At 70.1% G+C, this 25,936-nt stretch carries 24 protein-coding genes, 1 tRNA gene and 1 riboswitch; of the genes, 7 read left to right on the forward strand and 18 right to left on the reverse strand.

The features are described from left to right. Positions 1-124: 124 nt before the first annotated feature. Positions 125-3,940: a S8 family peptidase gene (locus ACIBO2_RS05605; protein ID WP_397295543.1), complete on the forward strand. Its 3,816-nt coding sequence runs from the start codon at positions 125-127 to the stop codon at positions 3,938-3,940. Positions 3,941-3,961: 21 nt separating this feature from the next. On the opposite strand, the gene ACIBO2_RS05610 is transcribed toward ACIBO2_RS05605, so the two are convergent. Together ACIBO2_RS05610 and bcp are read right to left on the reverse strand one after the other, a co-directional pair. Then, positions 3,962-4,044: transfer RNA gene (locus ACIBO2_RS05610), tRNA-Leu, on the reverse strand. A gap of 90 nt (positions 4,045-4,134) precedes the next feature. Continuing rightward, complete coding sequence (gene bcp, locus ACIBO2_RS05615) at positions 4,135-4,608, reverse strand: thioredoxin-dependent thiol peroxidase (RefSeq protein ID WP_358537333.1); 474 nt, start codon at positions 4,606-4,608, stop codon at positions 4,135-4,137. Positions 4,609-4,751: 143 nt separating this feature from the next. Here bcp and ACIBO2_RS05620 point away from each other — a divergent pair, with 143 nt between their 5' ends. Continuing rightward, positions 4,752-5,084, forward strand: a complete 333-nt coding sequence (locus ACIBO2_RS05620; protein WP_357942799.1) for a DUF3618 domain-containing protein — start codon at positions 4,752-4,754, stop codon at positions 5,082-5,084. Between the two features lie 208 nt (positions 5,085-5,292). Here ACIBO2_RS05620 and ACIBO2_RS05625 read toward each other — a convergent pair whose 3' ends face one another. Then, complete coding sequence (locus tag ACIBO2_RS05625; RefSeq protein ID WP_397295545.1) at positions 5,293-6,486, reverse strand: amino acid deaminase/aldolase; 1,194 nt, start codon at positions 6,484-6,486, stop codon at positions 5,293-5,295. Between the two features lie 134 nt (positions 6,487-6,620). Here ACIBO2_RS05625 and ACIBO2_RS05630 point away from each other — a divergent pair, with 134 nt between their 5' ends. Beyond that, a complete protein-coding gene (locus ACIBO2_RS05630) occupies positions 6,621-7,220 on the forward strand; it encodes a DUF6286 domain-containing protein (protein ID WP_358537338.1) in 600 nt (199 codons plus the stop codon). 58 nt (positions 7,221-7,278) lie between these two features. Then, a complete protein-coding gene (locus tag ACIBO2_RS05635) occupies positions 7,279-7,797 on the forward strand; it encodes a hypothetical protein (RefSeq protein ID WP_358537341.1) in 519 nt (172 codons plus the stop codon). Here the strand turns inward: ACIBO2_RS05635 and ACIBO2_RS05640 are convergent. The 9 genes from ACIBO2_RS05640 to ACIBO2_RS05680 all read right to left on the reverse strand — a co-directional run bounded on the left by ACIBO2_RS05640 (position 7,783) and on the right by ACIBO2_RS05680 (position 16,780). Continuing rightward, positions 7,783-8,319 (reverse strand): MerR family transcriptional regulator, encoded by a 537-nt coding sequence (locus tag ACIBO2_RS05640; RefSeq protein WP_358537343.1) that lies wholly within the window; start codon positions 8,317-8,319, stop codon positions 7,783-7,785. The two genes, ACIBO2_RS05635 and ACIBO2_RS05640, sit on opposite strands and share 15 nt — an antisense overlap. 10 nt (positions 8,320-8,329) lie before the next feature. Beyond that, entirely contained in the window at positions 8,330-9,202 is an 873-nt protein-coding gene (locus tag ACIBO2_RS05645) for an SDR family NAD(P)-dependent oxidoreductase (RefSeq protein ID WP_397295548.1), read from the reverse strand. A 96-nt stretch (positions 9,203-9,298) separates the two neighbouring features. Beyond that, on the reverse strand, positions 9,299-10,675 hold the full coding sequence (locus tag ACIBO2_RS05650) for an L-serine ammonia-lyase (RefSeq protein WP_397295551.1): 1,377 nt from the start codon (positions 10,673-10,675) through the stop codon (positions 9,299-9,301). 52 nt (positions 10,676-10,727) lie between these two features. Next, positions 10,728-11,117, reverse strand: a complete 390-nt coding sequence (gene gcvH / locus ACIBO2_RS05655; protein WP_358537349.1) for a glycine cleavage system protein GcvH — start codon at positions 11,115-11,117, stop codon at positions 10,728-10,730. After that, on the reverse strand, positions 11,114-12,214 hold the full coding sequence (gcvT, locus tag ACIBO2_RS05660; protein WP_358537351.1) for a glycine cleavage system aminomethyltransferase GcvT: 1,101 nt from the start codon (positions 12,212-12,214) through the stop codon (positions 11,114-11,116). Before gcvT ends, gcvH begins: the two co-directional genes overlap by 4 nt. 130 nt (positions 12,215-12,344) lie before the next feature. After that, positions 12,345-12,442: riboswitch (glycine riboswitch) on the reverse strand. A 92-nt stretch (positions 12,443-12,534) separates the two neighbouring features. Next, complete coding sequence (locus tag ACIBO2_RS05665) at positions 12,535-13,224, reverse strand: gamma-glutamyl-gamma-aminobutyrate hydrolase family protein (RefSeq protein WP_358537353.1); 690 nt, start codon at positions 13,222-13,224, stop codon at positions 12,535-12,537. Between the two features lie 60 nt (positions 13,225-13,284). Next, entirely contained in the window at positions 13,285-14,049 is a 765-nt protein-coding gene (locus tag ACIBO2_RS05670) for a 3-oxoacyl-ACP reductase (RefSeq protein ID WP_358537355.1), read from the reverse strand. A 5-nt stretch (positions 14,050-14,054) separates the two neighbouring features. Continuing rightward, positions 14,055-15,398 (reverse strand): aldehyde dehydrogenase family protein, encoded by a 1,344-nt coding sequence (locus ACIBO2_RS05675; protein ID WP_397295554.1) that lies wholly within the window; start codon positions 15,396-15,398, stop codon positions 14,055-14,057. A 5-nt stretch (positions 15,399-15,403) separates the two neighbouring features. After that, complete coding sequence (locus tag ACIBO2_RS05680; RefSeq protein WP_358537360.1) at positions 15,404-16,780, reverse strand: glutamine synthetase family protein; 1,377 nt, start codon at positions 16,778-16,780, stop codon at positions 15,404-15,406. A 108-nt stretch (positions 16,781-16,888) separates the two neighbouring features. Between ACIBO2_RS05680 and ACIBO2_RS05685 the strand changes: the two genes are divergently transcribed. Beyond that, the gene (locus ACIBO2_RS05685; RefSeq protein WP_357943110.1) at positions 16,889-17,593 is read left to right on the forward strand and encodes an FCD domain-containing protein; all 705 of its coding nucleotides are present in this window, start codon (positions 16,889-16,891) and stop codon (positions 17,591-17,593) included. A gap of 64 nt (positions 17,594-17,657) precedes the next feature. Further along, entirely contained in the window at positions 17,658-18,413 is a 756-nt protein-coding gene (locus ACIBO2_RS05690) for a hypothetical protein (protein WP_358537362.1), read from the forward strand. On the opposite strand, the gene ACIBO2_RS05695 is transcribed toward ACIBO2_RS05690, so the two are convergent. Beyond that, positions 18,410-19,612, reverse strand: coding sequence for an FAD-dependent oxidoreductase (locus ACIBO2_RS05695; RefSeq protein ID WP_397295557.1), 1,203 nt, complete (start codon positions 19,610-19,612; stop codon positions 18,410-18,412). The two genes, ACIBO2_RS05690 and ACIBO2_RS05695, sit on opposite strands and share 4 nt — an antisense overlap. A gap of 120 nt (positions 19,613-19,732) precedes the next feature. On the opposite strand from ACIBO2_RS05695, the gene ACIBO2_RS05700 reads away from it, so the two are divergent. Next, complete coding sequence (locus ACIBO2_RS05700) at positions 19,733-20,482, forward strand: TetR/AcrR family transcriptional regulator (protein ID WP_358537371.1); 750 nt, start codon at positions 19,733-19,735, stop codon at positions 20,480-20,482. A gap of 144 nt (positions 20,483-20,626) precedes the next feature. Here ACIBO2_RS05700 and ACIBO2_RS05705 read toward each other — a convergent pair whose 3' ends face one another. The 5 genes from ACIBO2_RS05705 to ACIBO2_RS05725 form a co-directional block, all read right to left on the reverse strand. Then, complete coding sequence (locus ACIBO2_RS05705; RefSeq protein WP_358537374.1) at positions 20,627-21,361, reverse strand: thiopeptide-type bacteriocin biosynthesis protein; 735 nt, start codon at positions 21,359-21,361, stop codon at positions 20,627-20,629. Beyond that, positions 21,358-24,078: a lantibiotic dehydratase gene (locus ACIBO2_RS05710; RefSeq protein ID WP_397295559.1), complete on the reverse strand. Its 2,721-nt coding sequence runs from the start codon at positions 24,076-24,078 to the stop codon at positions 21,358-21,360. Before ACIBO2_RS05710 ends, ACIBO2_RS05705 begins: the two co-directional genes overlap by 4 nt. A 68-nt stretch (positions 24,079-24,146) precedes the next feature. Further along, complete coding sequence (fxlA, locus tag ACIBO2_RS05715; RefSeq protein WP_397295560.1) at positions 24,147-24,281, reverse strand: FxLD family lanthipeptide; 135 nt, start codon at positions 24,279-24,281, stop codon at positions 24,147-24,149. Between the two features lie 30 nt (positions 24,282-24,311). Beyond that, positions 24,312-25,550: a methyltransferase, FxLD system gene (fxlM, locus tag ACIBO2_RS05720; protein ID WP_358537383.1), complete on the reverse strand. Its 1,239-nt coding sequence runs from the start codon at positions 25,548-25,550 to the stop codon at positions 24,312-24,314. Further along, the gene (locus tag ACIBO2_RS05725) at positions 25,534-25,935 is read right to left on the reverse strand and encodes a hypothetical protein (protein ID WP_358537386.1); all 402 of its coding nucleotides are present in this window, start codon (positions 25,933-25,935) and stop codon (positions 25,534-25,536) included. Before ACIBO2_RS05725 ends, fxlM begins: the two co-directional genes overlap by 17 nt. Position 25,936: the final 1 nt, after the last annotated feature.

A 25,936-nucleotide genomic window follows, 5' to 3' on the forward strand; every position in this document is an offset into this window, starting at 1 on the left:
CGCGAGCGTAGCCCAGGCGGGTTTACGACAAGTCGGGATCTCGCCAGACGAGTCCTATGGACCGGAACGCCCCCAGATCACTAGGAATTGGGTCGGCACTTTTCTCGCCTTCTGGAGGTGGCCGATGAGGCCCAGGCGTTGGACAGCGGTGGCCGCCTCCCTGGCGGTGGCCGCGGTCACCACGATCACCGGTACGGGCGCGCGGGCCGACGACGCTTCAGCCCTCGCGCGGGCCGACCGCGCTCCGGCCAACGGTGCTCCGGCTCTCGCGCCGGACCCCGCCAAGCACGGCTACGACATCACGCTGATCACCGGCGACCAGGTGCACGTCGCCGTCGCCGCCGACGGCCGCCAGAAGGCGAGCGTCACGGCCGCCCCGCGCGGGGACGGGCCGCCGGCCGGTTTCCGGATCACCGAGGACGGTGGGCAGCTCACCGTGCTGCCCAGCGACGTGGAGGGGCTGGTCCCCGGCCGCCTCGACCCCGAGCTCTTCAACGTGACCGCCCTCGCCGCGCAGGGCTACACCGACGAGCGGTCGGACGCCATCTCCCTCATCGTCACGTACGGGAAACAGAGCGCGATGCCGGCCGTCCCCGCGCTGAAGGCGGTCCGCACGCTGGAGAGCATCGGCGGTTCGGGCGTCCGGCTGGCCAAGAGCGCGGCGCGGGGCTTCGGTGGCCAGCTGTCCGCGCTGGCGGCGGGCCGTACGAAGAGCCCGCTCGATGGCGTCACCAAGATCTGGCTGGACCGCAAGGTGGAGCCGGCGCTGGACCGCAGCGTGCCGCAGATCGGCGCGCCGGCCGCGTGGTCGGCGGGCTACGACGGCGCGGGCACGACGGTCGCGGTCCTGGACACCGGCGTCGACACCGGGCACCCGGACCTGGCGGGGAAGGTCGCCGACGAGCGTGACTTCACCGACAGCGGCAGCGCCACCGACGAGTTCGGGCACGGTACGCACGTCGCCGACATCATCGCGGGCAGCGGCGCGGCCTCCGGCGGCTCGCGCAAGGGTGTCGCGCCCGGCGTCAAGCTGCTCAACGGCCGGGTCCTGGACGCCAATGGCGAGGGGCTCAGCTCGTGGATCATCGACGGGATGGAATGGGCGGCGGGGGAGAAGCACGCCGACATCGTGAACATGAGCCTGGGCGACCCCAGCCCCGGCGGGCCGCTCACCGACGCCTTGGGCGCCCTGTACGCGGGCTACGGAACGCTGTTCGTGGTGGCGGCGGGCAACAGGGGCTGCGAAGCCTGCGTCGGGAGCCCCGGAGACGCCCCCGCCGCGCTGACCGTGGGCGCGGTCGACGGCCAGGACCGGCTGGCCGAGTTCTCCAGCTTCGGACCCGTCGGGCTGGAACGCGCGGTCAAGCCCGACATCACCGCTCCGGGCGTCGGCATCGTCGCGGCGCGGGCGAAGGGCACCTCGCTCGGCGAGCCGGTGGACGAGTACTACACCCGCCTGTCCGGCACCTCCATGGCCACCCCGCACGTCGCCGGGGCCGCCGCGCTCCTGCGGCAGTCACGCCCCGGCATCTCGGCCGGGGAGCTGAAGTCCCTGCTCATGGGTACGGCCAAGCCCATGCCCGACACCCCGGTGGACAAGCGGGGCACCGGCCGGGTGGACGTGGCCACGGCGCTCGGGGAGCCGGTGCTGACCGCCGAGGGCTCGGTCGACTTCGGTCTGTCCGAAGTGTCCTCCGGACAGCCGGTGACCCGCGAGGTCACCTACCGCAATCCCGGCAAGACCCCGGTCACCCTCGGCCTGGCCACCGGCGGCCCGTTCAGCGTCTCGCCCGCCGGGCTGACCCTGCCCGGCGGGGCGCAGGCCACGGTCCGGCTCACCCTCGACCCGGCCAAGGCGCAGGCGGGTCGGCAGCGCGCGGAGCTCGTCGCGACGCCGCGCCAAGGGTCGCCGATCCGTACCTCGCTGACCGGCAACGTCGAGGTCAAGCGGGTCCGGCTGCGGGTGAGCGGGATCGCCAGGGACGGCCGCCCCGCCCAGGCGTACGCCGCCGCGCTGAACGTGGACGACGGGACCCGCGACGGCCGCGAGATGCCAGGGGACCCGGTGCGCCGGTGCGAGAGCGACCCGGGTGACTCGTGCGTGCTGGTGCCGCCCGGCACCTATTCCGTGCTCGGTGTCATCAAAACCCTGCGCCCGTCGGTCGACAGCATGGCCTACGGGGACCGAGGCACCGTGCTCAACCTGAGCTTCACCGGCGAGCCCGAGCTGAAGGTCACCGGTGACACCAAGGTCGTGCTCGACGCCCGCAAGGCGGTCGAGATGCGGGTCGACACGCCCGACCACGTGACCAAGCGGAACAGGGGCACCGCGACCAAGCTCATCTGGACCCGCGCGCCCGCCAAGGGCTCGCCGCTCACCGAGACGATCCTCCAGGACGAGAGCGCCGACGAGACGTACTACCTGCAGCCCACGAAGCGCGTCACCAAGGGCCGGTTCGCCGTCGCCACCCGCTGGCACCTGGAGGCGCCCGCCATCACCCTGCGTACCGCCGGGCTGGAGCTGAACCCCGACTACGTCGACCCCGTCTGGTTCAGCGACGTGTCGGCCGACTTCCCGCGCCTCGACGGCTCCGCGCTGCTCCCGGCCGTGGACGCCGGGACCGCTACGCCCGCGGACCTCAAGGGCCGCGACCTGCGCGGCCGGCTCGCGCTGATCCGCCGCACGGCCGACCTGACGGTCGCCGCCCAGTCCAACGCCGCCGCGGCGGCCGGGGCCCGGATGGTCGCGGTGTACGGAGACCTGCCGGTGTCCGAGAGCGGGGTGAAGCTGAAGGTCCCGACCGTCGCGCTCACCGGCAAGGAGGGCGCCCGGCTGGCCGGACGGCTGCGCAGGCTGCCGGTGCCGGTCCTGGCCAAGGGCGTCGTGGCCAGTCCGTACGTGTACGACCTGTACCTCAGCGAGGAGGGCGGGATCAGGGACCGGCCCGACCACACCCTGCGGACGAAGTCCCTGGCCCGGGTGGACTCGGACTTCTTCAGCCAGCTCGCCGACGACGTGACGCTCTCGGAGAACCGCTTCGGCTGGCAGCCGTGGGAGACCACCTCCTGGGACACCGGCCGGCCCGTCCCCCGTACGCCGCGCGACCGGGTCGACTACCTCACCGCCGGTCCCGGGGTGCGCTGGAGCAGCAGCATGGAGACGCCGGAGCGGCCCTACAACTACACGTGGGAGCACGACCAGGCCCACATCGGTGTCGCGGGCCCCGACGACGCGCCCTTCCGGGCCGGGGAGCGGATCGGCCGCACCTGGTTCAAGCAGCCGCTGCTGCCCGGCCCGGGTAAGGTCCGGCCGCTGCGCAGGGAGGGCGACCTGCTCCAGGTCGACATGTGGGGGCTCATCGACGCGGGGCGGAACACCGGCGTCGCCCAGACCGACAACTTCGAGACCGGCATGAAGACCGGCTGGCGGCTGTACCAGGGGGAGACGCTGCTGGCGCAGACCGAACGGCGCCCCCAGGGCATACTGCTCCTGCCGGCCGCCGCCGCCACGTATCGGATGGAGTACGACGTCGAGAACCGCGCCACCTGGGCCCGGCTGTCGACCAGGACGAAGACGGCCTGGACGTTCCCGTCGCAGCATGACGCCGGGTCGGGCACGACGATCCCGCTGCTGCTCGCCGACTATGACGTGGCGACGGACCTGAAGAACCAGGCCACCTCGCCGCGGCTCGGCCTGACCCTGCGCCACCAGGACGGCTCGGCGGCCGCCCCGATCAAGGACGTGTCGCTGGAGGTGTCGTACGACGACGGCGCCTCGTGGCGCGCGGTCCGGCGGCTCATCTCGAAGGGGAACGGCGCCTACGAGGCCACACTGGACCGGCCACGGTCCGCCGCACTCGTCTCGTTGCGCCTCAAGGCCACCGACACGCGCGGGGCGAGCCTGTCACAGGAGGTGATCAGGGCGTATGCGCTGAGGTAGCCCAGATGTGGGTAGCCGAGGTGCGGGCGGGGGGACTCGAACCCCCACAGTGTCGCCACCAACAGGACCTAAACCTGCCGCGTATGCCATTTCGCCACGCCCGCGCAGCCCCTGCCAGAGCGGGCCTGAGCCGAGTTTAGCGTCCCGGCAGTGCGCTGGGGGCCCGTCGCATGACCGGACGGGCCCCTGGCCTTTCAAGCCAGGCCGAGCTTCTTCTTCAGGCTCGCCACGTGGCCGGTCGCCTTCACGTTGTAGAGAGCTTGCTCGATCTTGCCGTCGGCGTCGATGACGAAGGTCGAGCGGATCACACCGACGACCTCCTTGCCGTACAGCTTCTTGGTGCCGTAAGCCCCGTACGCCTTGTGCACGTCAAGCTCCGGGTCCGACAGGAGCGGGAAGGTGAGCGAGTCACGCTCGGCGAACTTGACCAGCTTGGCCGGCTTGTCCTTCGACACGCCGAGCACCACGAAACCCTCGGCGGTCAGCTGGCCGAGGTTGTCGCGGAAGTCGCACGCCTGCTTGGTGCAGCCCGGCGTCATCGCGGCGGGGTAGAAATAGAGGATCACCCGCCGGCCGCGGTAGGTCTCGAGGGAGACGGTCTCGCCGTCGGCGGCGGGAAGGGTGAACTCGGGCGCGGCGTCGCCGGGCGCGAGCTTGGTTTCGGTCATGGGGCCCTCCAGAGTTCGTCGTGCAAAACCTACCGGCCTGCCCGGAGTGCCGGGCGGGTCGCCGACCTGACAGACTGATCAGCGAAGAGCGCTTCATCGATCACCGGGCGGAGCTCGCACGGAGCGCGGCCGAAAGGAGAGCCATGGCTGACACCGATCCCGACGAGCTGGAGCGGCGGATCGCGCGGACGCGCGCGGAGTTGGCGGACACGGTCGACGCCATCGCCGACCGGGTGAGCCCCAAGCGGGTCGCCGAGCGCACGGTGGCCGACGTGAAGACGCGGGCGAGCAATCTGGTGACCTCGGTCGGCGACGCGCTCGGGGTGACGCAGCGCCCCGTCGAGTACGCCGACGACCCCGACCAGCTGTGGGCCGAGGAGCGGCCCAGCCTTGCGCCGGTGCTGATCGGCGTGGGGGTCGTGCTGGTGGTCGGCGCCGCCATCACCCTCTGGCGCCGCCGTCGCCGCCGCTTCTAACGCGGCCTCCTGGGGCCCCGGGCACGACGGACCTTCCTCTTCCGCTCCCCCAGAGGGGGTATCTCGCCAAAGGGACGCCAGCCACGACGGACCGTCTTCATTCCCTCCCCCGGAGGGGGTATCCCGCCCAAGGGACGCCAGCCACGACGGACCGTCACAGGAGCCGAGACGGTCGTGTGACGAACCTCCCCGGGATCCAGAGCCGGCGTCAGAGGAACGTCCGCCCCTCCCCCCGGTACGTCGGCGCGGTCTCCACGATGGTGTCCCCGTCGACGAGGTGCAGCTCGCTGAAGCGCTCGCACATCTCGCCCGCCTTGGCGTGCCTGAACCAGACCCGATCGCCCACCCGCAGATCCCGGGCCGCCAGACCGAGCAGCGGCGTCTGCACCTCACCCGCGCCCTCGTCCCGCGTGTAACGAAGCCCAGCGGGCAGGTACGGCTGCGGCAGCAGACTCGTCCCCGGCCGCCCGGAGGCCAGATAGCCGCCCCCGAGCACCGTCACCGCGTCCGGCCCCGGCCGCCGTACGACCGGGAGCGCGAACAGCGCGGCCGGCCGGCCGGTGAAGGCGCGGTAGAAGTCGAAGAGCCGCGGATGGAAGAACCCGGAGCCCGCCGCCACCTCGGTGATCGCCTTCTCCCGCACGGTCCGCTCGATGGAGCCGGTGCCGCCGCCGTTGACGAACTCCAGGTCGCAGACCTGCCGGACGGCGTTCACGAGGCGGCCGCGGCGCAGGACCAGCTCGCGGGCCGACAGGCTCTGCATGATCCGGATGGCCCGGACATACGCGGCGTTGCCCGGCTGATCATCGCCGACCCCCGCGATCTGCCCCTCGTACGCCATCAGACCCGCCAGACGGAAGCCGGGCCGCTTGGCGATCTCGGCGGCCAGGTCGGCGGCCTGCTCGGGTTCGCGGATCGTGGAGCGCAGGGTCCCCGCCCGGAACCTGCCGCCCAGAGCGACATATCCCGCGTCGAGGTCCATCGATAACCGGATCTCCGACCGCGAACGGACCGCCGCCACCGCGTCGTCGACATAGTCGAGATGCTCGGCGGCGTCGATGGTCAGCGTGATCTCACCGGCCGCCCGCGCGTCCCCGGCCAGCGTCGCGAGCGCCTGCCTGTCCGCCGTCGGGTAGGCCACGAGTACGTCGGTGAACCCCCGCTCGACCAGCCAGAGCGCCTCGGGCAGCGTGAAGGCCATGATGCCGTGGAAACCGTCCATGGTCAGGATGCGTTCCATGACCGAGCGGCAGCGGATCGACTTGCTCGCCACCCGGATCGGCTTGCCGGCCGCGCGCCGTACGAGATCGGCCGCGTTGGCGCGCATGGCCGCGAGATCGAGGATCGCCAACGGCGGTTCGAGCGCCCTGGTAGCGCTGTCATAGCGGCGGATATCGTTCATAAAGGCAGCTTAACGACATATCGGGCGAATGAATATGAGGGCAGTTCATCTTAATTGCGGCCCTCGTAATGATCCTGCAAACCGGCGGCGAGGGCAGGGTCCGGGCCATGCCCGGTCCGTGTACCTCTGGCGTTGTGACCACCCTCCAGCAGATACTGTCCGGCGCCGGGATCGTCGCGCAGGAGAGCCCGCTGCGCAGGTCGGGCCGGGTGCTCAGACCGGCGCGTACGCCCGCCGGGACCGTCGTGGCACTCACGCTGACCGCCGGGCTGTGGCTCGGCGCCGCCGAGGTGGTCTCCGCCCTGCTGGGCCGGCCGCTCGGCTGGCTGCCGGTGTCCGACCTCCTCGACCTCGCGGCCCATCGCGCCTGGGCGCAGTTGTCCCTGCCCGCCGTGGTGACCATGGCCGTGGGGGTCGTGATGTTGCTGCTGGCCGCCGTACCCGGCCGGTGCAGGCTCGTGCCGGTCGAGACGTCCGACCCGCTGATCGTCATCGGCATCACCCGGGCCGGCCTCCGCCGTACGCTGCGGGCCGTCGCCCAGGAAGTCGACGGCGTGCAACGAGCGCGGGTACGGCTGCGCAGGCGCACGATCGAGGTCGTGGTCATCACCGGCCCGGAGAGCTCCGGTTCGATGCTCAAACAGGTCGGCACCGCGGTCGGTGACCGGTTGGCGGGCGTGGGCACCCTGGCCGCGGGCGAGGTCGTCGTACGGCTGCGCCGGAGAGGGCTGTGATGCGGCCGTACGTAGGCAACCGGAGGCGGCGGTACGTGGGCAACCGGAGGGGGCTGTGATGCGGCAGTACGCGGGCAACCGGATCGGCCTGGCCGTGGTCGGCGGGCTGCTGCTGCTCCTGGGCGGCTACGCCTGGCTGCGCGGCAAGGACAAGCTGCCGGGCCTGTCACCGCGCGCCAAGGTGCTGCCGGACCAGACCGCCCAGACCATCGCCGACCAGACCTGGGCCTTGTGGCTGGTGGCGCTGGTCATGCTGGTGCTGGCGTTGGTGACGTTCCGCTGGCTGCTGCTCTGCCTCGGGTGGGGCCGCCGCGGCACCCGCAGCGGCACGGGCACGGCCATGCTCTGCATCGGCCTGAAGGACGTGGAGGGTCTCACCGGGGTCAGCGCCCGCGTGGTCGGGGACGCCGCCCGCCTGCGCATCTCGCTCTGCTGCCCCGCCTCGGCCGACGTCGGCGCGGTGGTCCACAAACTGGACCGGGAGATCGTCAGCCGGATCCGCCGAGAGGTCCGCGATGACGAGGTCGGCACCGTGGTCCGGGTCCACGTCCGACGGTGTCCCTCAGTCCGCCGGTAGTGCCCGGCGCGGCGGCTCGTACGGCACCGCGGCGCGGTCGGTGTCGAAGGTCTGAACGTCCGGTCCGGTCGAGCCCCCATATGTGGTGATCTTGTACTCGACGGCCGTGAGGGAGAGGGTCAGCTCACGGATCCGGCGGCGGATGGTGTCGCGATGCTCGATCAGCAGGTCGAGCCGCTCGGGTGTGGTGTGCTGCCCGGCGTCGACGAGCGAGATGTAGTGCTGCAGGTCGCGCATCGGCATGCCGGACAGCCGCATCCGGGTGAGGAACACCAGGCGCCGCACCGCCTGGGCGTCGTAGACGCGATGACCGTTGCCGTCGCGGGCCACCTCGACCAGCCCGGCCCGCTCGTAGTAGCGCAGCGTGTGGGGCGAGATGTCGAGCAGGTCGGCGAGCTCGGCGATCGTCATCGACTCGGGTACGTCGGCCAGGTCGGTGAGGCGGTGGATCGCCTCGACCGACAGCGGGCCGTCGTCCCCGAGCGTGTCGAGCGCCCTGGTCATCAGTTCGTCGGTGGCCATGACAACCAGCTTAAATCGGGCGTACCGCGACTGGGACACCCTCGAAGTCGGCGCTGCGCGAGGTCTCGGCCCACCGCTCGACCTCGTCCAGGCCGCGCCGGTACGCGCCCGAGATGCGCTCGACCGCCTCGCGCCCGAGCGGCAGCCGCAGCGGCACCTCGTCACTGTGCGCGAGGGACACGATGATCTCGGCCGCCCGCGCCGGGTCGCCCTCCTGGAGGCCGTCGGCCCCGGCCATGTCCGCCCGGACGTTGGCGAGCAGCTCACGGTAGGTCTCGGACTCCTCGACGAACTCCAGCACGTCGTTGGCGTGGAAGTCGGTCCTGAACCGGCTGGGCTCGACGATCATCACGCGGATCCCGAGCGGCGCGACCTCCCCGGCCAGGGCCTCGGACCAGCCTTCGAGGGCGAACTTCGACGCGGAGTACGCCGACACGCCGGGGAAGGACATCCGCCCACCCTGGCTGCTCATCTGCACGATCGTGCCGGTGCCCCGCGCGTGCATCGCGGGCAGCGCCGCGCGGACGAGCGCGGCCGGGCCGAACAAGTGCAGGTCCATCAGCTCACGCAACTGCGCGTCGCCGATCTCCTCGACCGCGCCGACCATGCCCCGGCCCGCGTTGTTGACGAGCACGTCGAGCTGCCCGAAGTGGTCGAGGGTCTTCTGTACGAGGTCCGCGGCGGCGGTGGTGTCCCGGACGTCGAACGTGGCGATCAGGCAGGCGTCCGGGTACGCGGCCTTCAGGTCGGCCACGCTCTCGGGCCGGCGTACCGCCGCCACCACGTGGTCGCCCGCCGCGAGCGCCGCCTCCGCGAGTGCGCGCCCGAGTCCGCGGGACGCGCCGGTGATGATCCAGGTCTGTGTCTGTGTCTGTGTCGTCATGTCGGCGACGCTATGGCTTTGAGCGCACTCGAACGCAAACCCGCTTTTAACGCGAGCACACGAACGCGAGCGCGCTCGAACCAGAGCGCGCCCGGGTCAGCACTCGATGACGTTGACCGCGAGGCCGCCGCGCGAGGTCTCCTTGTACTTGTCCAGCATGTCCCGTCCCGTGTCACGCATCGTCTTGATGGCCCGGTCCAGGGCGACGAAGTGCTGGCCGTCGCCGCGCAGGGCGATGCGGGCCGCGGCGATGGCCTTGATGGAGGCCACCGCGTTGCGCTCGATGCACGGGATCTGGACCAGGCCGCCGACCGGGTCGCAGGTCAGGCCCAGGTTGTGTTCGATGCCGATCTCCGCCGCGTTCTCCACCTGCTCGGGCGTGCCGCCCAGGACCTCCGTGAGGCCCGCGGCGGCCATGGAGCAGGCCGAGCCGACCTCGCCCTGGCAGCCGACCTCGGCGCCCGAGATCGAGGCGTTCTCCTTGAACAGGACGCCGATGGCCGCCGCGGTGAGGAAGAAGCGGACGATGCCGTCGTCGTCGGCGTGCGGGATGAAGCGGGAGTAATAGGTCAGGACGGCGGGGATGATGCCCGCGGCGCCGTTCGTGGGGGCGGTGACGATGCGGCCGCCCGCGGCGTTCTCCTCGTTGACCGCCAGCGCGAACAGCGACACCCAGTCCATGGCGTGCAGCGGGTCGGTCTTCGGCGACTCGGTCTGCAGGCGGCGGTGCAGGCGGTTCGCGCGGCGCTTGACCTTGAGGCCGCCCGGCAGCACGCCCTCCTTGGCGATGCCGCGTTCGACGCACTCGCACATGACCCGCCACAGGTGCAGGATCTGCGCGCGGATCTCGGCGGCGGAGCGGCCGAACGCCTGCTCGTTCTCCAGCATCAGCGCGGAGATGGACAGGCCCGTGTTGGAGCAGTGCTTGAGCAGCTCATCCCCGGTCGTGAAGGGGTAGGGCAGAACGGTGTCGTCGGGCTTGATGCGATCGGCGCCGGTGGCCTGCTCGTCCACCACGAAGCCGCCGCCGACCGAGAAGTAGACCTTCTCCCGCAGCTTCTCGCCCGATTCGGAGAAGGCGGTGAAGCGCATGCCGTTCGGGTGCTCGGGCAGGGAGATCTTGCGCTCGAAGACGAGGTCCTCGCCCACGACGAAGGGGATCTCGCGCGTGCCGTAGAGCCGGACCGTGCCGGACTCGCGCATCGCGGCCAGGCGCGCGTCGATGGAGTCCACGTCGACCAGCTCGGGCTTCTCGCCCGACAGCCCCAGCAGGACGGCCTTGTCACTGCCGTGGCCCTTGCCGGTCAGGCCGAGCGAGCCGTACAGGATCGCCTCGACGCGGGCCGTACGCGCGAGCAGGTCGTCGTCGTGCAGACCGCGGGCGAACCGGTGCGCGGCGGCCATGGGACCGCCGGTGTGCGAGCTCGACGGGCCGATGCCGATCTTGAACAGGTCGAAGACGCTGATCGCCATTGATGGGCGCCCTTCAGAAGGGCCGGGGCCCGTCAGGACCCCGGCGGGTGGGTCAGGACTCGCCTGAGGTGAGCGCCGAATACTCCTCGGCGGTGAGCAGGTCCTCGGGGTCGCCTTCCACGCGCACGCGGAACATCCAGCCATCGCCGTAGGAGTCGCTGTTGGCCAGCGACGGATCGTCCACGACGGCCTGGTTGACCTCGACGATCTCGCCGCCGACGGGGGTGTAGATCTCGCTCACCGACTTGGTCGACTCGACCTCACCGATGGAGTCGCCCGCCTCGACGGTCGAGCCGACCTCAGGAAGCTGCACGAAGACGACATCACCCAGCGCCTCGGCCGCGTAGGCCGTGATGCCGATGGTCACGGTGATGCCGTCGTCGAGCCCGGCCACCCACTCGTGCTCCTTGGTGTAGCTCAGCTCGTCTGGGATGTTGCTCACTTGTTCCTCCTGTAAAAGGGCAGCTCAATGAGGTCCATAGGTTCATGGCTGCCCCGGATGTCCACGGCCAGACCTGCGTCGGCCCCATTGTCGACGTAGGCCATGGCGATGGGCTTACCCAGGGTCTGGGAGGGTGCCCCGCTGGTGACCTCGCCGACGACGGCGCCGTCCTTGGTCACCGGGTATCCGTGGCGCGGCACCCGGCGACCCCGCGCGACCAGTCCGACGAGCCGGCGCCGCGGCGGCGTGTCCTTGACCGCCTCCAGCGCCGACCTGCCGACGAAGTCGCCCGGCTTGTCGAATTTCACCACTCTGCCCAGCCCCGCGTCGAACGGGGTCAGCTCGACGCCGAGCTCGTTGCCGTACAGCGGCATGCCCGCTTCGAGCCTGAGCGTGTCACGGCTGGACAGACCCGCCGCTCGCAGCCCGTACGGCCGGCCGGCCTCGGTCAGCGCGTGCCAGAGCGGCACGGCGTCCTGGTTGGCCACGAACAGCTCGAACCCGTCCTCACCCGTGTAGCCGGTACGCGCGATGAGCGCCTGCCGCCCGTCGACCAGACCGGGCAGGCCCGCGTAGTACTTCAGCCCGGCGAGGTCGGCGTCGGTGAGCGTGGCGAGGATCTCCTGCGCGCGCGGCCCCTGCACGGCGATCAGCGCGTACTGCTCCGAGCGATCCTCGACCACCGCGTTGTACGACTTGGCGCGATTTTTCAGCTCTTCCCCGACTTTTTCATAGTTGGAGGCGTTAGCCACCACCATGAACTCTTCATCGCCGAACTCCTCGTCCCCGAGCCGGTAGACGATCAGGTCGTCCAGCACCCCGCCATGCTCGTTCACGATCATGGTGTAGCGGGCCCGGCCGGGCGCGAGCGCCGACAGGTGTCCCACCAGCGCGTAGTCGAGCGCCTGGCCCGCCTGAGGCCCGGTCACGAAGATCTCGCCCATGTGGGAGAGATCGAACAGCCCGGCCGCCTGGCGCACCGCGTTGTGCTCGGCGGACTCGCTGCCGTAGCGGAGCGGCATCAGCCACCCGGCGAAATCGGTCAATGTCGCGCCGAGGCTCTCGTGGACGTCTCGGAGCGGTGTAGGACGTGACATATGCGCACCTCAGGGCAGGATCGGATGCCAGACATCCTCCCCCTCTGTCATGGGTGCCTGAGAGCTTCGCCCGTAATTTGCCGGACTTTCACCTTCGGCGAGGCCGCCAGGCCTGCTTTCCAGAGGACACCTCGTCCGTGCGGTCCTTTGCCTTGAGAGGTTCGCGGGGAGGGCTTGCTCCTTCAGGGGACCTGGCCGGATGCCAGGACGCTCTCCCGCACGGTTTCGACGGTGATGTCCGCAAGCCTAGTGCTGTTATGGGGGAGTTGTCGCGTGCGGATCCGGCCGCTTGGGGCCAAAAGGGCTGTACCGGGGGCGGTTCAGCAGGCGGCGACGAGCGCCTCGAACAGCGCGCAGTCCTTCGCCGCCTCCGGATGCCACTGCACGGCCATGGCGAACGTCCTGTAGTCCAGCTCCACCGCCTCGATCGTGCCGTCGTCCGCCACGGCGGACACGGTCAGGCTGGGGGCGAGCCGGTCGATGGCCTGGTGGTGGTAGTGCGGCACGGTCGCCGGCTCGGCGCCGAGCGCCTTGCCGACGAGAGTCCCCGCCACGGGCCGGACGGGCAGGTGGCCGAACTCGCCGGGTGCGGGGGAGTGCCCGGTGTGTCCCACCACATCGGGCAGATGCTGGTGCAGGGTCCCGCCGAGCACGACGTTGAGCACCTGCATACCCCGGCAGATCCCGAGATAGGGCAGGTCGGCCTCAAGAGCCGCCTCGATCACCGCGAACTCCGCCGTGTCCCGAAATTTCCGGATGTAGCCGGTCTGGTCGTGCGGCTCCTGGCCGTACCGCTCGGGCGAGACGTCACCACCACCGGCCAGGATCAACCCGTCCAACCGCGCCACCAGTCGGGCGGGCGACCCGGCGGGCGGCAGGATCACCGGCTGTCCGCCGGCCCGGACCACCTGCTCCACGTACATGTACGGCAGCAGGGCGACGGGCAGCTCCCACACGGTGTAGCGGGCAGGCTCGACATAGGACGTGATCCCGATGACGGGTCGTTCCACAACTTCCCTTCCTTAAGGTCCCTTCCTAAAGGTCCCTTCCTAAAGAGGCGTGACGTGCTCCTAAAGAGGCGTGACGTAGGCGCCCGAGATGCCGCCGTCGACGAGGAACTCCGAGCCCGTGATGAAAGAGGCGTCGTCGCTGGCCAGGAACGCCACCGCCGCCGCGATCTCCGACGCCTCGGCGAAGCGCCCCACCGGCACGTGCACCAGGCGCCGAGCGGCCCGCTCGGGGTCCTTCGCGAACAGCTCCTTCAGCAGCGGCGTGTTGACCGGCCCCGGGCACAGCGCGTTCACCCGGATCCCCTCACGCGCGAACTGGACGCCGAGCTCGCGCGACATCGCGAGCACCCCGCCCTTCGAGGCCGTGTAGGAGATCTGCGACGTCGCCGACCCCATCACCGCCACGAACGACGCGGTGTTGATGATCGAGCCCTTGCCCTGCCGTCGCATATACGGGATCGCGTGCTTGCAGCACAGGTAGACGCTCGTCAGGTTCACCTCCTGCACCCGCCGCCACGCCTCGATGCCGGTCTCCAGGATCGAGTCGTCCTCGGGCGGCGAGATGCCCGCGTTGTTGAAGGCGATGTCGACGGAGCCATAGGTGTCGAACGCCGTCCGGAACATCCGGACGACGTCGTCCTCGCTGGTCACATCGACCTTGACGAAGAGCCCGCCCACCTCGGCGGCGGCCTTGGTGCCCGCCTCCTCGTCGACGTCGGCGCAGACCACCTTGGCACCCTCTTCGGCGAACCGCCGCGCGGTGGCCAGGCCGATGCCGCCGCCCGCGCCGGTGATCACGGCGACGCGGTTGTGCAAACGCTGCATGTGTGTCACTCCGTTGAGATGAAGACGTTCTTGGTCTCGGTGAACGCCATGAGGGCGTCCGGGCCCAGCTCCCGGCCGAGGCCGGACTCCTTGAAGCCGCCGAACGGCGTCCAGTGGCGGACCGAGGAGTGCGAGTTCACCGACAGCGCACCCGCCTCCACGGCCCGCGCGACGCGCAGCGCCCGGCCGACGTCGCGGGTCCAGATGGAGCCGCTCAGGCCGTACGGCGTGTCGTTGGCGATCCGCACCGCCTCCGCCTCGTCCGCGAACGGCACCACCGACACCACGGGCCCGAAGATCTCCTCGGTGAACGCCCGATCGGTGAGCGCCGGCGTCAGGACCGTCGGCGGGAACCAGAACCCCTTGCCCTGCGGGCAGTCGCCCTGCAGGTACGGCGGGCCGTCGATGAAGCCGCGCACCCGCTCCAGATGTTCGGCGCTGATCAGCGGGCCCATCTCGGTGCTCTCGTCGAGCGGGTCGCCGACTCTGATGTTCTGTACGGCCGGCAGCAGCAGCTCCAGGAACGCGTCGTAGATCCCCGCCTGCACCAGGATCCTGGATCGGGCGCAGCAGTCCTGGCCGGAGTTATCGAAGACGGCATACGGCGCCGTTTTCGCCGCTTTTTCCAGATCAGAGTCCGCAAACACGATATTTGCGGATTTGCCGCCTAGTTCGAGGGTTATCCGCTTTACCTGGGTTGCCGCCTTGGCGGCGATCTCCTTGCCCACCTCGGTCGAGCCGGTGAACACGATCTTGGCCACCCGCGGATGCTCGACCAGGCGGGCCCCCGCGACCTCCCCTGCCCCAGGCAGCACCTGGAGCACCCCCTCGGGGAGGCCCGCGGCGAGGGCCAGCTCGGCCAGCCTCAGCGCGGTCAGTGGGGTCCATTCGGCGGGCTTGACGATCACCGTGTTGCCCGCGGCCAGGGCCGGGGCGACGCCCCAGCTCATGATGAGCATCGGGAAGTTCCAGGGCACGATCACGCCCACCACGCCCAGCGGCTCCTGGAAGGTGATGTCCACGCCGCCGGGCACCGGGATCTGCTTGCCGTGGTTGCGCTCGGGGGCGGCGGCGTAGAAGTGCAGCACGTCGCGTACCGCGCCCGCCTCCCAGCGGGCGTTGCCGATCGGGTGGCCGGAGTTCGTGAGCTCCAGCAGGGCCAGCTCGTCCCGGTGCTCGTCCACCAGGTCGGCGAAGCGGCGCAGCAGCCGCGCCCGGTCGCCGGGCGCCACGTCGCGCCAGCTCTGATAGGCCCGCCTGGCACGCTCCACGGCCCGGTCGACCTCGGCCGCGTCGGCCAGTTCCACGTCGGCGAGGATCTCCTCCGTCGCCGGATTGATGATCTGCATCGTGCTCACATCCGCTCGAAACCCCGGAACAGCTCCCAGTCCGTGACAGCCGCGTCGAAGGCGGCCAGCTCGATCCGGGCGTTGTTCGCATAGTGCGCCACCACGTCGTCGCCGAACGTCTCACGCGCCAGCTTCGACCCCTCGAACAGCGCCAGCGCGTCCCGCAAGGTGTGGGGCACGGTCTCGGCGCCGGAGTCGTAGGCATTGCCCCCGAACGCGTCCTCCAGCGGCAACTCCTCGTCGATGCCGCGCAGCCCGGCCGCGATCAGCGCCGACACCGCGAGGTAGGGGTTCACGTCGCCGCCCGGCACCCGGTTCTCGATGCGCAGCGACTCCCCGTGGCCGACGAGCCTGAGCGAGCAGGTGCGGTTGTCCACGCCCCACTTGACGGCCGTGGGGGCGAAACTGCCGGGGACGTAGCGTTTGTAGGAGTTGATGTTCGGGGCGTAGAAGAGCGTGAGCTCGCGCATGTGAGCCAGCTGCCCGGCGATGAAGCGGGCACCGAGCTCGGACAGCCCGTGGGGGCCGTCGCCCGCCATTACCGGGTCGCCGTCCACGCTGCGCAACGAGATGTGGATGTGGCAGGAGTTGCCCTCGCGCTGGTTCGGCTTGGCCATGAAGGTGATCGACTTGCCCTCCTGAGCCGCGATCTCCTTGGCGCCGTTCTTGTAGATGGAATGGTTGTCGCAGGTCTTCAGCGCCTCGTCGTAGCGGAAGGCGATCTCGTGCTGGCCCAGGTTGCACTCGCCCTTGGCGGACTCGACGTACAGCCCAGCTCCCTCCATGTCCCGTCTTATCCGGCGAAGGAGGGGTTCGATGCGGGCCGTACCGAGGAGGGAGTAGTCGACGTTGTAGAGGTTCGCGGGGGACATGTCGCGGTACGCGCGCTTCCACGCGTCCTCGTAGCTGTCCTCGTACACGATGAACTCCAGCTCGGTGCCCACGAAGGCGGCCAGGCCGCGGTCGGCGAGGCGGGCGAGCTGCGCGCGCAGGATCTGCCGCGGCGAGGCGGTCACGTCGTCGCCGCTCTCCCAGGTCAGGTCCGCCATGAGCATGACGGTGCCCTCCTGCCACGGCACCCACCGCAACGTGGAAATATCGGGCTTCATCACGAAATCGCCGTAGCCGCGCTCCCAGGACGACATCGCGTAGCCGTCGACCGTGTTCATGTCCACGTCCACGGCGAGCAGGTAGTTGCAGCCCTCCGAGCCGTGCCCCAGCACCTCGTTCAGGAAGTAGCGCGCCGACAGGCGCTTGCCCTGCAACCTGCCCTGCATGTCGGCGAGCGCGAGCAGCACGGTGTCGACCCGCCCGGCGGCCACCTCGTCACGCAACTCGTCGACGGACAGTGGTCCGGGCTGTGGAAGACCTCGCTCGCTCACAGAAGTTCGCTCGCTTTCCCGCTAATTGGGCTACTCTTAGACCATTGATGTGCATATAGGGATCGCTTGTCAAGACCTGAGGACACGTTGGACGACTCGGCGCGGTTGATGACGGTGTTACGGCCGGTCAGGGCAGGAAACGCCTTCGAGGAGACGGTAGAACGGCTGCTCCAGGCGATCAAGCTCGGCGTGGTCGCGCCGGGCCGGAAACTGCCCCCGGAGCGTGAGCTGGCCGTTCAGCTCGGCATCAGCCGGGTGACGCTGCGCGAGGCGATCCGGGCGCTCCAGGACGCGGGTTACCTCGACGTACGGCGCGGCCGCTACGGCGGCGCGTTCGTCACCTACGCCCCGCCTCCGCCGGAGAGCGGCGACCTGCGCAGGGTCGTGGCCGACATGGGCACGGCCGACCTCACCGACGCGCTGACCTTCCGCATGGCGGTCGAATGCGGTGCGGCGGCGGTGCTGGCGGCGGCCACGCTGACCGACGACCAGCGCTCCCTCCTGCGCGGCCGGCTCGCGGCGCTCAACAAGGCGGGCATCGGGGACTACCGGCGGCTGGACACGGCCTTCCACCTCTCGATCGCCGAGCTGACCGGCTCCGCCCTGCTGGCCACCGCCTGCGCCGACGCGCGCCTGCGGGTCAGCGACCTTCTCAACGCCATCCCGATGCTCCAGGTGAACCTCGACCACTCCGCCCGCCAGCACGAGGCGATCGTGGCGGCCATCCTGGCGGGCGACCCGGAAGGGGCCCGCCGAGCAGTGGCGGAGCACCTGGAGGGCACGGCGGCGCTGCTGCGCGCGTTCCTGTCTTGAGTTCGTTTCCCGGTCCAAATGGTCAAGGGATGACGATTGGCCTCGTAGCATCGTTTTCAAGGTCATGGGGAACTGGTTCGAGCTGAGCATTGTCGACACGGGACGGCTGCCGCTGTTCTGTTTCTTCGTCGCGCTCATCGGGGCCTTCGTGGCCACCCGCGTCAACGTGCGGCTGATCAGGGCGAAGGTCGGCTGGTTCCGCAACGTCAACGTGGGCGAGATGCACATCCACCACGTGGTGTTCGGGGTCGTGCTCATGCTGGTCGGCGGGGTCAGCGGGCTGATCGTGTCCTCGGCGTCGCAGGTGGCCTACGCCGCGGCGGCCGCCGTCTTCGGGATCGGGTCGGCGCTGGTGCTGGACGAGTTCGCGCTGATCCTGCACCTGCACGACGTGTACTGGGAGGAAGAGGGCCGCACCTCGGTCGACGCGGTGTTCATCGCGGTCGCGATGACGGGGCTGCTGCTCACCGGGCTCCGGCCGCTGTCGTTCGACTACGGGACCCCGGTCAATCCAGGCGCGCTGCTCGTGGCGAACATGGTGCTCGCCGTGACCACCCTGTTGAAGGGCAAGATCTGGACCGGGATAGTGGGCCTGTTCGTGCCCGTACTGCTGCTGGTGGGCGCGGTGCGGCTGGCCAGACCCGGGTCTCCATGGGCCCACCTGTTCTACCAGAAGCGGCGCCCGCGGAAGCTGGCCACGGCCGCGCACCGGGAGGAACGGTGGCGCCGGCCGGTGATCAGGGCCAAGATCGCGGTCCAGGAGTTCGTCTCGGGGCGCCACGACCTGCCCTCCACCCGGCGCGGACGCCGGCAGATCTAGCCCGCGCTGTAGACGGGTTCGTCCCAGTCGATGTGGTGCTCGTAGATCCACCGGCTCGGGTTGTCGCCGGTGCGGGCCATGCGTCTCATGGCCAGGCTCATGATCAGGTCACGCGGCACCCGGGCGACGGGACCGAGTGTCTTCCAGCCGCCGGTCCGATTGCCCTGCGCGACGACGCGTTCCACGCGCTCGCGCCGTAGCCGCTGGTAGGCGGCGAACGCGGTGGCGATGTCCGGGCTGTCCCGCAGGCACTTGGCCAGCACGACGGTGTCCTCGATGGCCATGGCCGCGCCCTGCCCGATCGAGGGGGCGGTCGCATGGGCCGCGTCACCGATGATGATCATCCGATCGTTGTGCCACTTCGGCACGGTCGGCACGTCGTAGGTGCTCCAGCCCGCGAAGATCTCGCCGGTCGCCGCGATGATGTCCGCGGCGGGCCCGCGATCGTGCCGGAACAGGCCGATCAGCCGGGACCGCCACTGTTCGGGGGTGATCGCGGCCAGTTCGGCGGGGTCGGGCTCGGCGGCCTGGGCCGGATTCGCCGCCCACCACACCTCGCCGCTCGGATGCGTCGTATGGGTGAAGAAGCAGCGCTTGCCGAAGATCGCGTTCATGGTGCCCGGCTCGCAGCCGGTGGAGACGCCGCGGGCGTAGCCGCCCGTGTTGAGCAGCCCGCCGTAGCGCGCGTCCGGCGCGTGCGGGTCGATGATCTCGCGGGTACGTGACCGCAGGCCGTCCGCGCCGATGAGCAGGTCGCCGCGGACGGAGGTGCCGTCGGCGAACCTGGCCAGCACCCCGTCGTCGGTGCTCTCGGCGTCGACGAGCCGCTTGCCGTACTCGATGTGCACGCCGGATCCGACGGCCCGGTCGCGGAAGGCGCGGTAGAGGTCGGCCCGCTTGACGGTCCGGGTCACCATGCCGTCCAGCAGGGTGGTGCCGTACGGCAGCTCGCCGAGCCGCCTTCCGGAGCCGTTGGTGAACACGATGCGCGGCGTGTCGAAGCCGATGTCGCCGAGGTCGACGTCGAGGGCGCGCAAGGCGTCGAGCGCGTTCACCGCGAGCGTCAGGAAGGCGCCCGTGTGGTCGGCGGTCCGGTCGTACGCCTCATAGACGACCGGCGTGATCCCCACCTTGCGCAGGGCGACCGCGCATAACGAGCCCGCTATCCCACCACCGATGATCAGTGCTGTGTATGTCATACACCGAGTGTATGACATACACTTGGCGGGAGCGCAAGCGTGCGGCCCAGCTCGTCGGCGTCGGCGTCGGCGCCGGACGGACGTCGCGAAAGGCGAGGGCGATGGGCGAAGGTGAGGACCATGAACGACAAGCTGCCGCCGGGGCTCGACCTGCTCTGGGGAAGACTCGACGAGCCGGCGCCTGAGCCCAGGCAGGGGCTCAGCCCGCCGCGCATCGCCCGCGCGGCGGTCGAGCTGGCCGACGCCGGCGGCCTTGACGCCGTGTCGATGGCCAGGGTCGCCGAGCGGCTGGGCTTCACCACGATGTCGCTCTACCGGCACGTCAAGAGCAAGAACGAGCTGCTGCTGCTGATGCTGGACACGGTCGCGGCCGTGCCCGCCGAGCTCGACGAGCCCTGCGACGACTGGCGGCGTGGCCTGGAGCGCTGGTGCGCGGCGCAGTGGGTGATGCTGCGCGCCCACACCTGGATCGTGGATCTGCCCGTCACCGGACCGCCGATCACCCCCAACCAGCTGACGTGGACCGATCGCGCCCTGAATGCGCTGCGCGACACCGGGCTCCCCGAAAGCGACAAGGCGGGCGTGGTCCTGCTGATCGCCAACTACATGCTCACCACCGCGCGGATGAGCGCGCATCTCGGCCCCGCCGCCTCGGGGGAGTCGATCGCCGCCTACAGCGCGCTGCTCGGCGACCTCGTCGACGCGCGGCGCTTTCCGGCCCTGCGTACGGCGGTCGACGCGGGCGCCTTCGACTATCCGGAGGACACCGCCGAGCCGGATCGGCGCTTCGACTACTCCTTCGGCCTCGCCCGGATCCTGGACGGCGTGGACACACTCATCCTGCAGCGCGGCGGCCCCGGGCCGGGCTAGAGCGCGATGGCCGGGCGGAGGAAAAAACGGCACTCCAAGTGGTGCTGAAGCCTGTCGGAGCGTCCCGCCGGGTGCCATCCCTCTGCAAGCAGAGTGCTCCGGCGACAGGGCGGCAGCTACGTTCAAGCCCGACGAAGAGCATGATCACTTCCCTGAAGGGAGGAGGGCTTCGCATGCGGCACGACTGAGGATGCCTTGCGTGGTGGCGGACAAGCCAAGACGATTCCAATGGAAGATCACGAGGTGGGTGAGGACGTGCCGGACACCCCGGTCCAGATGGCCGGCGGACGCGGCTTCACCGAGGGACTGCCCGGCATCGCGAAAGACGGCTGCCCAGGGCGCGGCGAAGGCGCACGGCCCATCCAGGGCGATCGAGCCGGTGGGGGAGGCGACGAGGGGGCGGATCCGCTCGGCCAGGTCCTCCAGACAGGCGGAGGGAGCGTCGGTGGGAAGGGGGCGCAGTTCCGCGATGCGGTTCCAGGTGTCTCCGCGCTCGAACCGATCCAGTCCGGCCGCGCTCAGCAGGGTGGCACACAGCAGCATCGACACTTCTTTACGGCCGACGTCCGGCGGGGGCTGCCGCAGGTAGGCGAGGATGTGGCGGCTGTCGGTGCTGAACAGGGCGTGGGCGATCTCGGTTCCGACCGGCCCGCCGAACGAGGCGGTCTCCGGCTCGTAGATGGTCGGCCACCAGCGGGTGAGCACCCCGGACCCGGTCAGGTCGTTCAGCACGGCGTTGACGGCGGCCTTCACATCGGGGACGAGGCCATCGAGCGGGCGTAGCCGGAGCCGCCAGCATGGATGCTTGCGGATGAACCACCATCCGCTGATCAGCTTGCGCTCGCACAGGCGATCCAGGCGTGGGCTGAGGTGCGTCATGGCAGCCTGCTCGGCGCTCTCCCAATCGGCGAACTGGACGCGGATGCTGTACCAGCCATGATCAGCCGTGCGGGCTTCCAACGCCTGGTATCCGGCGGCCTGGTAGGCATCGACTGCGTCGGTGAGAGTCTCCGTGCGGGCGCTGATAGCGGCTGCGGCCACCTCGGCAGGGGTGCCGGACAGTACCGCGAGCACGGCATCGGCCATCTTGCTGGGTGGTACGGGTGGGCGTGAGGGGATCGAGTGTTGAGTAGGCATGTGTTCTCCAGGGTGCGGAGGCGTCGTTCGAGAAGCGCCCGGTAGGTGGCCAGCGCTGTACGCCTCCGTTCGATCAGTGCGGTCGCAGCCTGAGGGTTAGCCGTGGCGCGTAGCTGCGCGACCGCGACCGCGGAGTCGGCGGCGAACACGCCTTCGGCGGCGGCCAGGGCTGGGCCGGTGCCGAACCGGCCGATTTCCGGCCGGTAGGTGTCCAGGCAGAGATCGCGCAGCAATCCGGCACGGTGCACGGTGCGTGCCCACTGTCCGAACGACCGAGTGGCGGGCCCATACCGGTCGCCATCATGCAGGGGCAGCCGGATCCGCAGGTGCGGTGCAGGAGTGTTGTAGCGGATGAACCACCAGTTATCGCAGGGCCCATGCTCCCAATCGGCGAGCAGCCCCGGCAGATGGGTCGTGAGGAGTTCGGCTTGTCGTCCGGGGTGGCCGAACAGTTTCACGTACAGCCACGGTGAGTCTCCGGGCAGGTGGCCGGGACCATGATGGGTTCGCTCGCGCCGCAATGGTCGCGGCCAGGGGTGGGGCGGAGTGGTGGAGGCGAGGGGGACGACGATTTCGTGGGGGCGCCCGCCGAGCCAGGCGTCGTCGCTCACGTCCTCAATCAGCCGGGCTTCGCCGGTGCGGTCCAGGTGGTGGCGTAGCAGCGCCAGGTGTGCGCCCTCGGTCAGGTCCAGGCGGATCAGGACGTCATCGTCGCCCAACCGCACCACGTCCGGGATATGGCGTGAGTGCCGGTGCTCCTGGAAGCGCTCGGCCCATTCCCCGGTGGTGGCGGCCGCTGCGGGCAGGTCAGGGGCGGCGAGGTTCCACCGAGCCGGGCTGAGGACCGTCCGGCCGTACCGGACGCGTGGAAGGAAGGCGAACCGGTCGGCGATACGACCCCACCTGAAGGTGGTGCAGGGTGTCGAGGTCGCGGTGCTGACTTCGCACAAGAACCGGGCCAGGGGGTGGGCGCTGTGGTGCAGGTTGGTCGCGTTCAACATCAACGGCTCCACGGCGCGGCCGCGTGTGAGCGACATCAGGATCAGGCGGCGGGCGTCGGCAGTGACCGCCAAGTCGTCGAGATCAACCGCCGAGTCGCGCAGGTGGCGATGTTCTCCCAGCGACAGCACCGGCAGCACATCCGGAGTGCGGGCCAGGCCGTCCGTGCGGGCACGTAGCGGAGGGACCGACAACTGCACGGCCATCGCGCCGTCCGTGCTGGTCGGGAGGCGACGGTAGGCGCCGATGATCCGCTCCCGGTCCGCGGCGGGCAGAAGGTGCAGAAACCGGCCCACCGAGGTGCCGGCGTGCCGCGACGCGCACACCACCATGAGGGTGAAGTTCCCGGCGTCCAACGCGGCGGGAGTCGGGGCGCTGACGGCGACCCGCACCTCGGTGTGCGGGACGCCCGGCGCTGCCCCGCCGCCCGTCTTCTCCAGCTCGGCCACCATGTCATCGGTAAAGACCAGCTCGGCGTACCCGCTCAGGGCAGCCTTGTGTGCAAGGGCCGCCAGCGCGGTGTGGTACCCCTGCCACGCGGGCTGTCTGGGGGCCAGCCGAACCAGGATCGCGGCGGCCGCCTCGACCTCCTCGATCACCGGGGGAGGCAGGCTGATCGAGCAGTCCAGCCGCAGACCGACAGCCAGCCGGGAGCCCGGATCAAGGTCAGCAGAAGTGGCGGCCGGGCCTTGCAGTTGGGCAGTGATGTGAGCGACGGGGTCGGTGACGGTCATCGGCGGTCGCACGCTGGTGAGCAGGATCCGCAACCGCACCAGTTCGGTGAGCATGCCCTCGATGACCGTGACCGGTGCCTGCGGAGACTCGGCGGCCAGCTTCGCCAGCAGATCGCCGAAGACGACCGGAGTGGCCGCCTCCTCCAGGGCCATGCGGACCGCCGTGGTGTAGCGCACGGACACCTCCGACACCGTCCCCTCAGCGCTGGGCTGGTAGGGCAGCACCCAGTCCGCGCCGCGCGCGAACCCCAGGTTGTTCGCCTGGACCGGCAGAACTCGCAGCAAAGCTGGATCGTCTTCCAGCGCGCTGATCGTCTCGGCGAGCCACAGGGAATCCGGCCGCAGTACGGCGGTATGCCGGTCACCGAACGCGACCGAGGTAGCGGAAGCCAGGGTGACAGGGGCGATTCCGGCGAACAGGCCGAACGGTGTGGCCCGGCTCGTCCACCGCAGGAGATAACGCATCAGCGCCTCGGCCGCGCGATGGATCTGACGCGGCCGGAAGGCGTTCGGGTACGCGCACATCGCGGTGAGGACGTGAGCCAGATCAGGGCTGGCGATTGTGACGGCGTCGCCTACCCCTGGCATCGGCCAGACCTCGCAGATCCAGCCGGCAGCGTCGCGAGCATCGTTCCCGGTGAGGTCGGGCCATGGCGGCAGAGCCAAGTCTTTCGGGTAGGCGGCGACGCGAACGACGGCGGCGTCCACGGCTCGGAAGCGATGCATCTGGCCGTTCCTCCGTTCTCGAGGGGGTGTTCCCGGCCATGCGGAGTGGCCGGGAACACGGGGAGGGGTTAGCAGTTGGCGATGCCGGCGCTGCCGGGGGTCTCGCCGCAGCCGTCGCTGGTGCAGTCGTCGGAGTCGAGTCCTATGGACGCGGGTGCGGTCTTCAAGAAGCGGACGTCGAGGGTGAACTCGTGCGGCTCCATGTACCGGATCCTTTCGATCGGAGGGTGGGGCTACCTGGCCGTCGGCCAGGAGATCACGAGACGGGCGTGTTCCTTGTCCAGGACGTGCCCGTCTGGTAGTTCGCCGTTCGGTGTGTCTGCCGGGTGGACCGACAGGCGGGGTTCCGGCCGACTGGCCAGGTTCCACGCGGCGATCTGGTCGGCCAACCGCCGCGCGGACTGCTCGGCTTGCGGGCCGTGCGCGAACGCGCCGAATTCAAAGACGTCGCCGTCGATGGGGCGGGGCTTGGGGCGGTAGGCCAGGTTGGGGCCGTCCACGAGCGCCGGTGTGCCGTACTGCCATGGCAGCGCCACAATGCCGTGGTCGATCGCTTTCTGTGACGCGGTGATCAAGCTGAAGCCGGGCAGGGTCGTGGCGAGCCATAGGTCCTGGTCGCTGTACCGGATCCGGGCACCCACCGTGATGCCGGTCCACACCTCCGCGCGCGGCAGGTTCAGCACTCCAGATAGCGCCGCCGCGTCAATGGTGTCTTTTTCATCCCGCCACAGCCCGACCGTGTGATCTCTGTCAGCGTCGAGCAGCGGGGTCGCGGTGCCCTTGTGGGCTCCCGCGCCCTGCATCGAGACGAAGCCGCACACCTGACGATCACGGCTCACCAGGGCGCCGTCCTGATGTTCCAGGACCCAGGACCTGGTCAAGCCCCAGGTGCGCAGCGGGACGACCAGTCTGCCGCCCTTGGCGAGCTGCGAGGGCCAGGCCGGGGGAACGTCCCACGAGCCGACCGTGACGATGATCGCGTCGAACGTGCGGCCTGGCTCGATCTCGAACTCGGCGTCCGCGCAGATCACCTCCACGTCGCCGTACCCGGCATCCGCCAGGAACCGCTGGGCGCGGTCGGTGACCTCAGGGTCGATGTCGATCGTGGTCACCGAGCCCGTCGGCCCGACGACCTCTCGGATCAAGGCCGCGTTGTAGCCGCCGGATCCCACTTCCAGAACCCGGTCGCCGGGCTTGAGCTTTGCCTGGCCCAGCATCACCGCCTGCAGCCAGGGCGCCGACACCGAGCTCATGGAGGCGCCGCGCTCGTTGCGCTTGGTGACGACCGCGGTGTCCTCGTAGGCGGCTTGCAGATCGACGTCGCCCGTGAACAGATTACGAGGCACCGTCCGCAGCGCCCGCTCGACCTCAGCCGGCAGCACCAAGCCCAGCGCCTGGTGGCGAAGGGCGATCTTCTCGATCATGGCGGTGCGTAGCGCTGTGACGTCTTGGACGTCATTGTCGGTGGTCACAGGTTGGATCCCCTCTTCTCGGTGGTGCTGGGCAACTGGTCGATCGTGGCCGCTGGCGGGATCCTCCGGGCTCAGCCACGCCGTCCCCGTCCTTCAGGAAGGTGTCGGGCTCCGGCGTCTCCCCACGGCGCAGATGCTCGGCGTGGTGCGCTTCGGCGAGAGCGATGTAGATGTCGAGGGCCTGGCGGTAGAGGCCGCGGCCGGTCTCCTCGTAGCGGTCGCCGGTGCGGCGCAGCACGAAGAACTGGCCGCCCTCGGACGCCCACTCCCACCGGCCGCAGCATGAGGTGTGTGAGACGCGTAGCTGGCTGCCGACCGTCCTGTACGGCTCCCACCTGAACGCGGGTTCATTTTGCTCGTGCTGCGGTTGTCGGGCTCTGGTCATC

The sequence above is a fragment of the Nonomuraea sp. NPDC050022 genome, from assembly GCF_044460705.1.
Taxonomy (GTDB): Bacteria; Actinomycetota; Actinomycetes; order Streptosporangiales; family Streptosporangiaceae; genus Nonomuraea.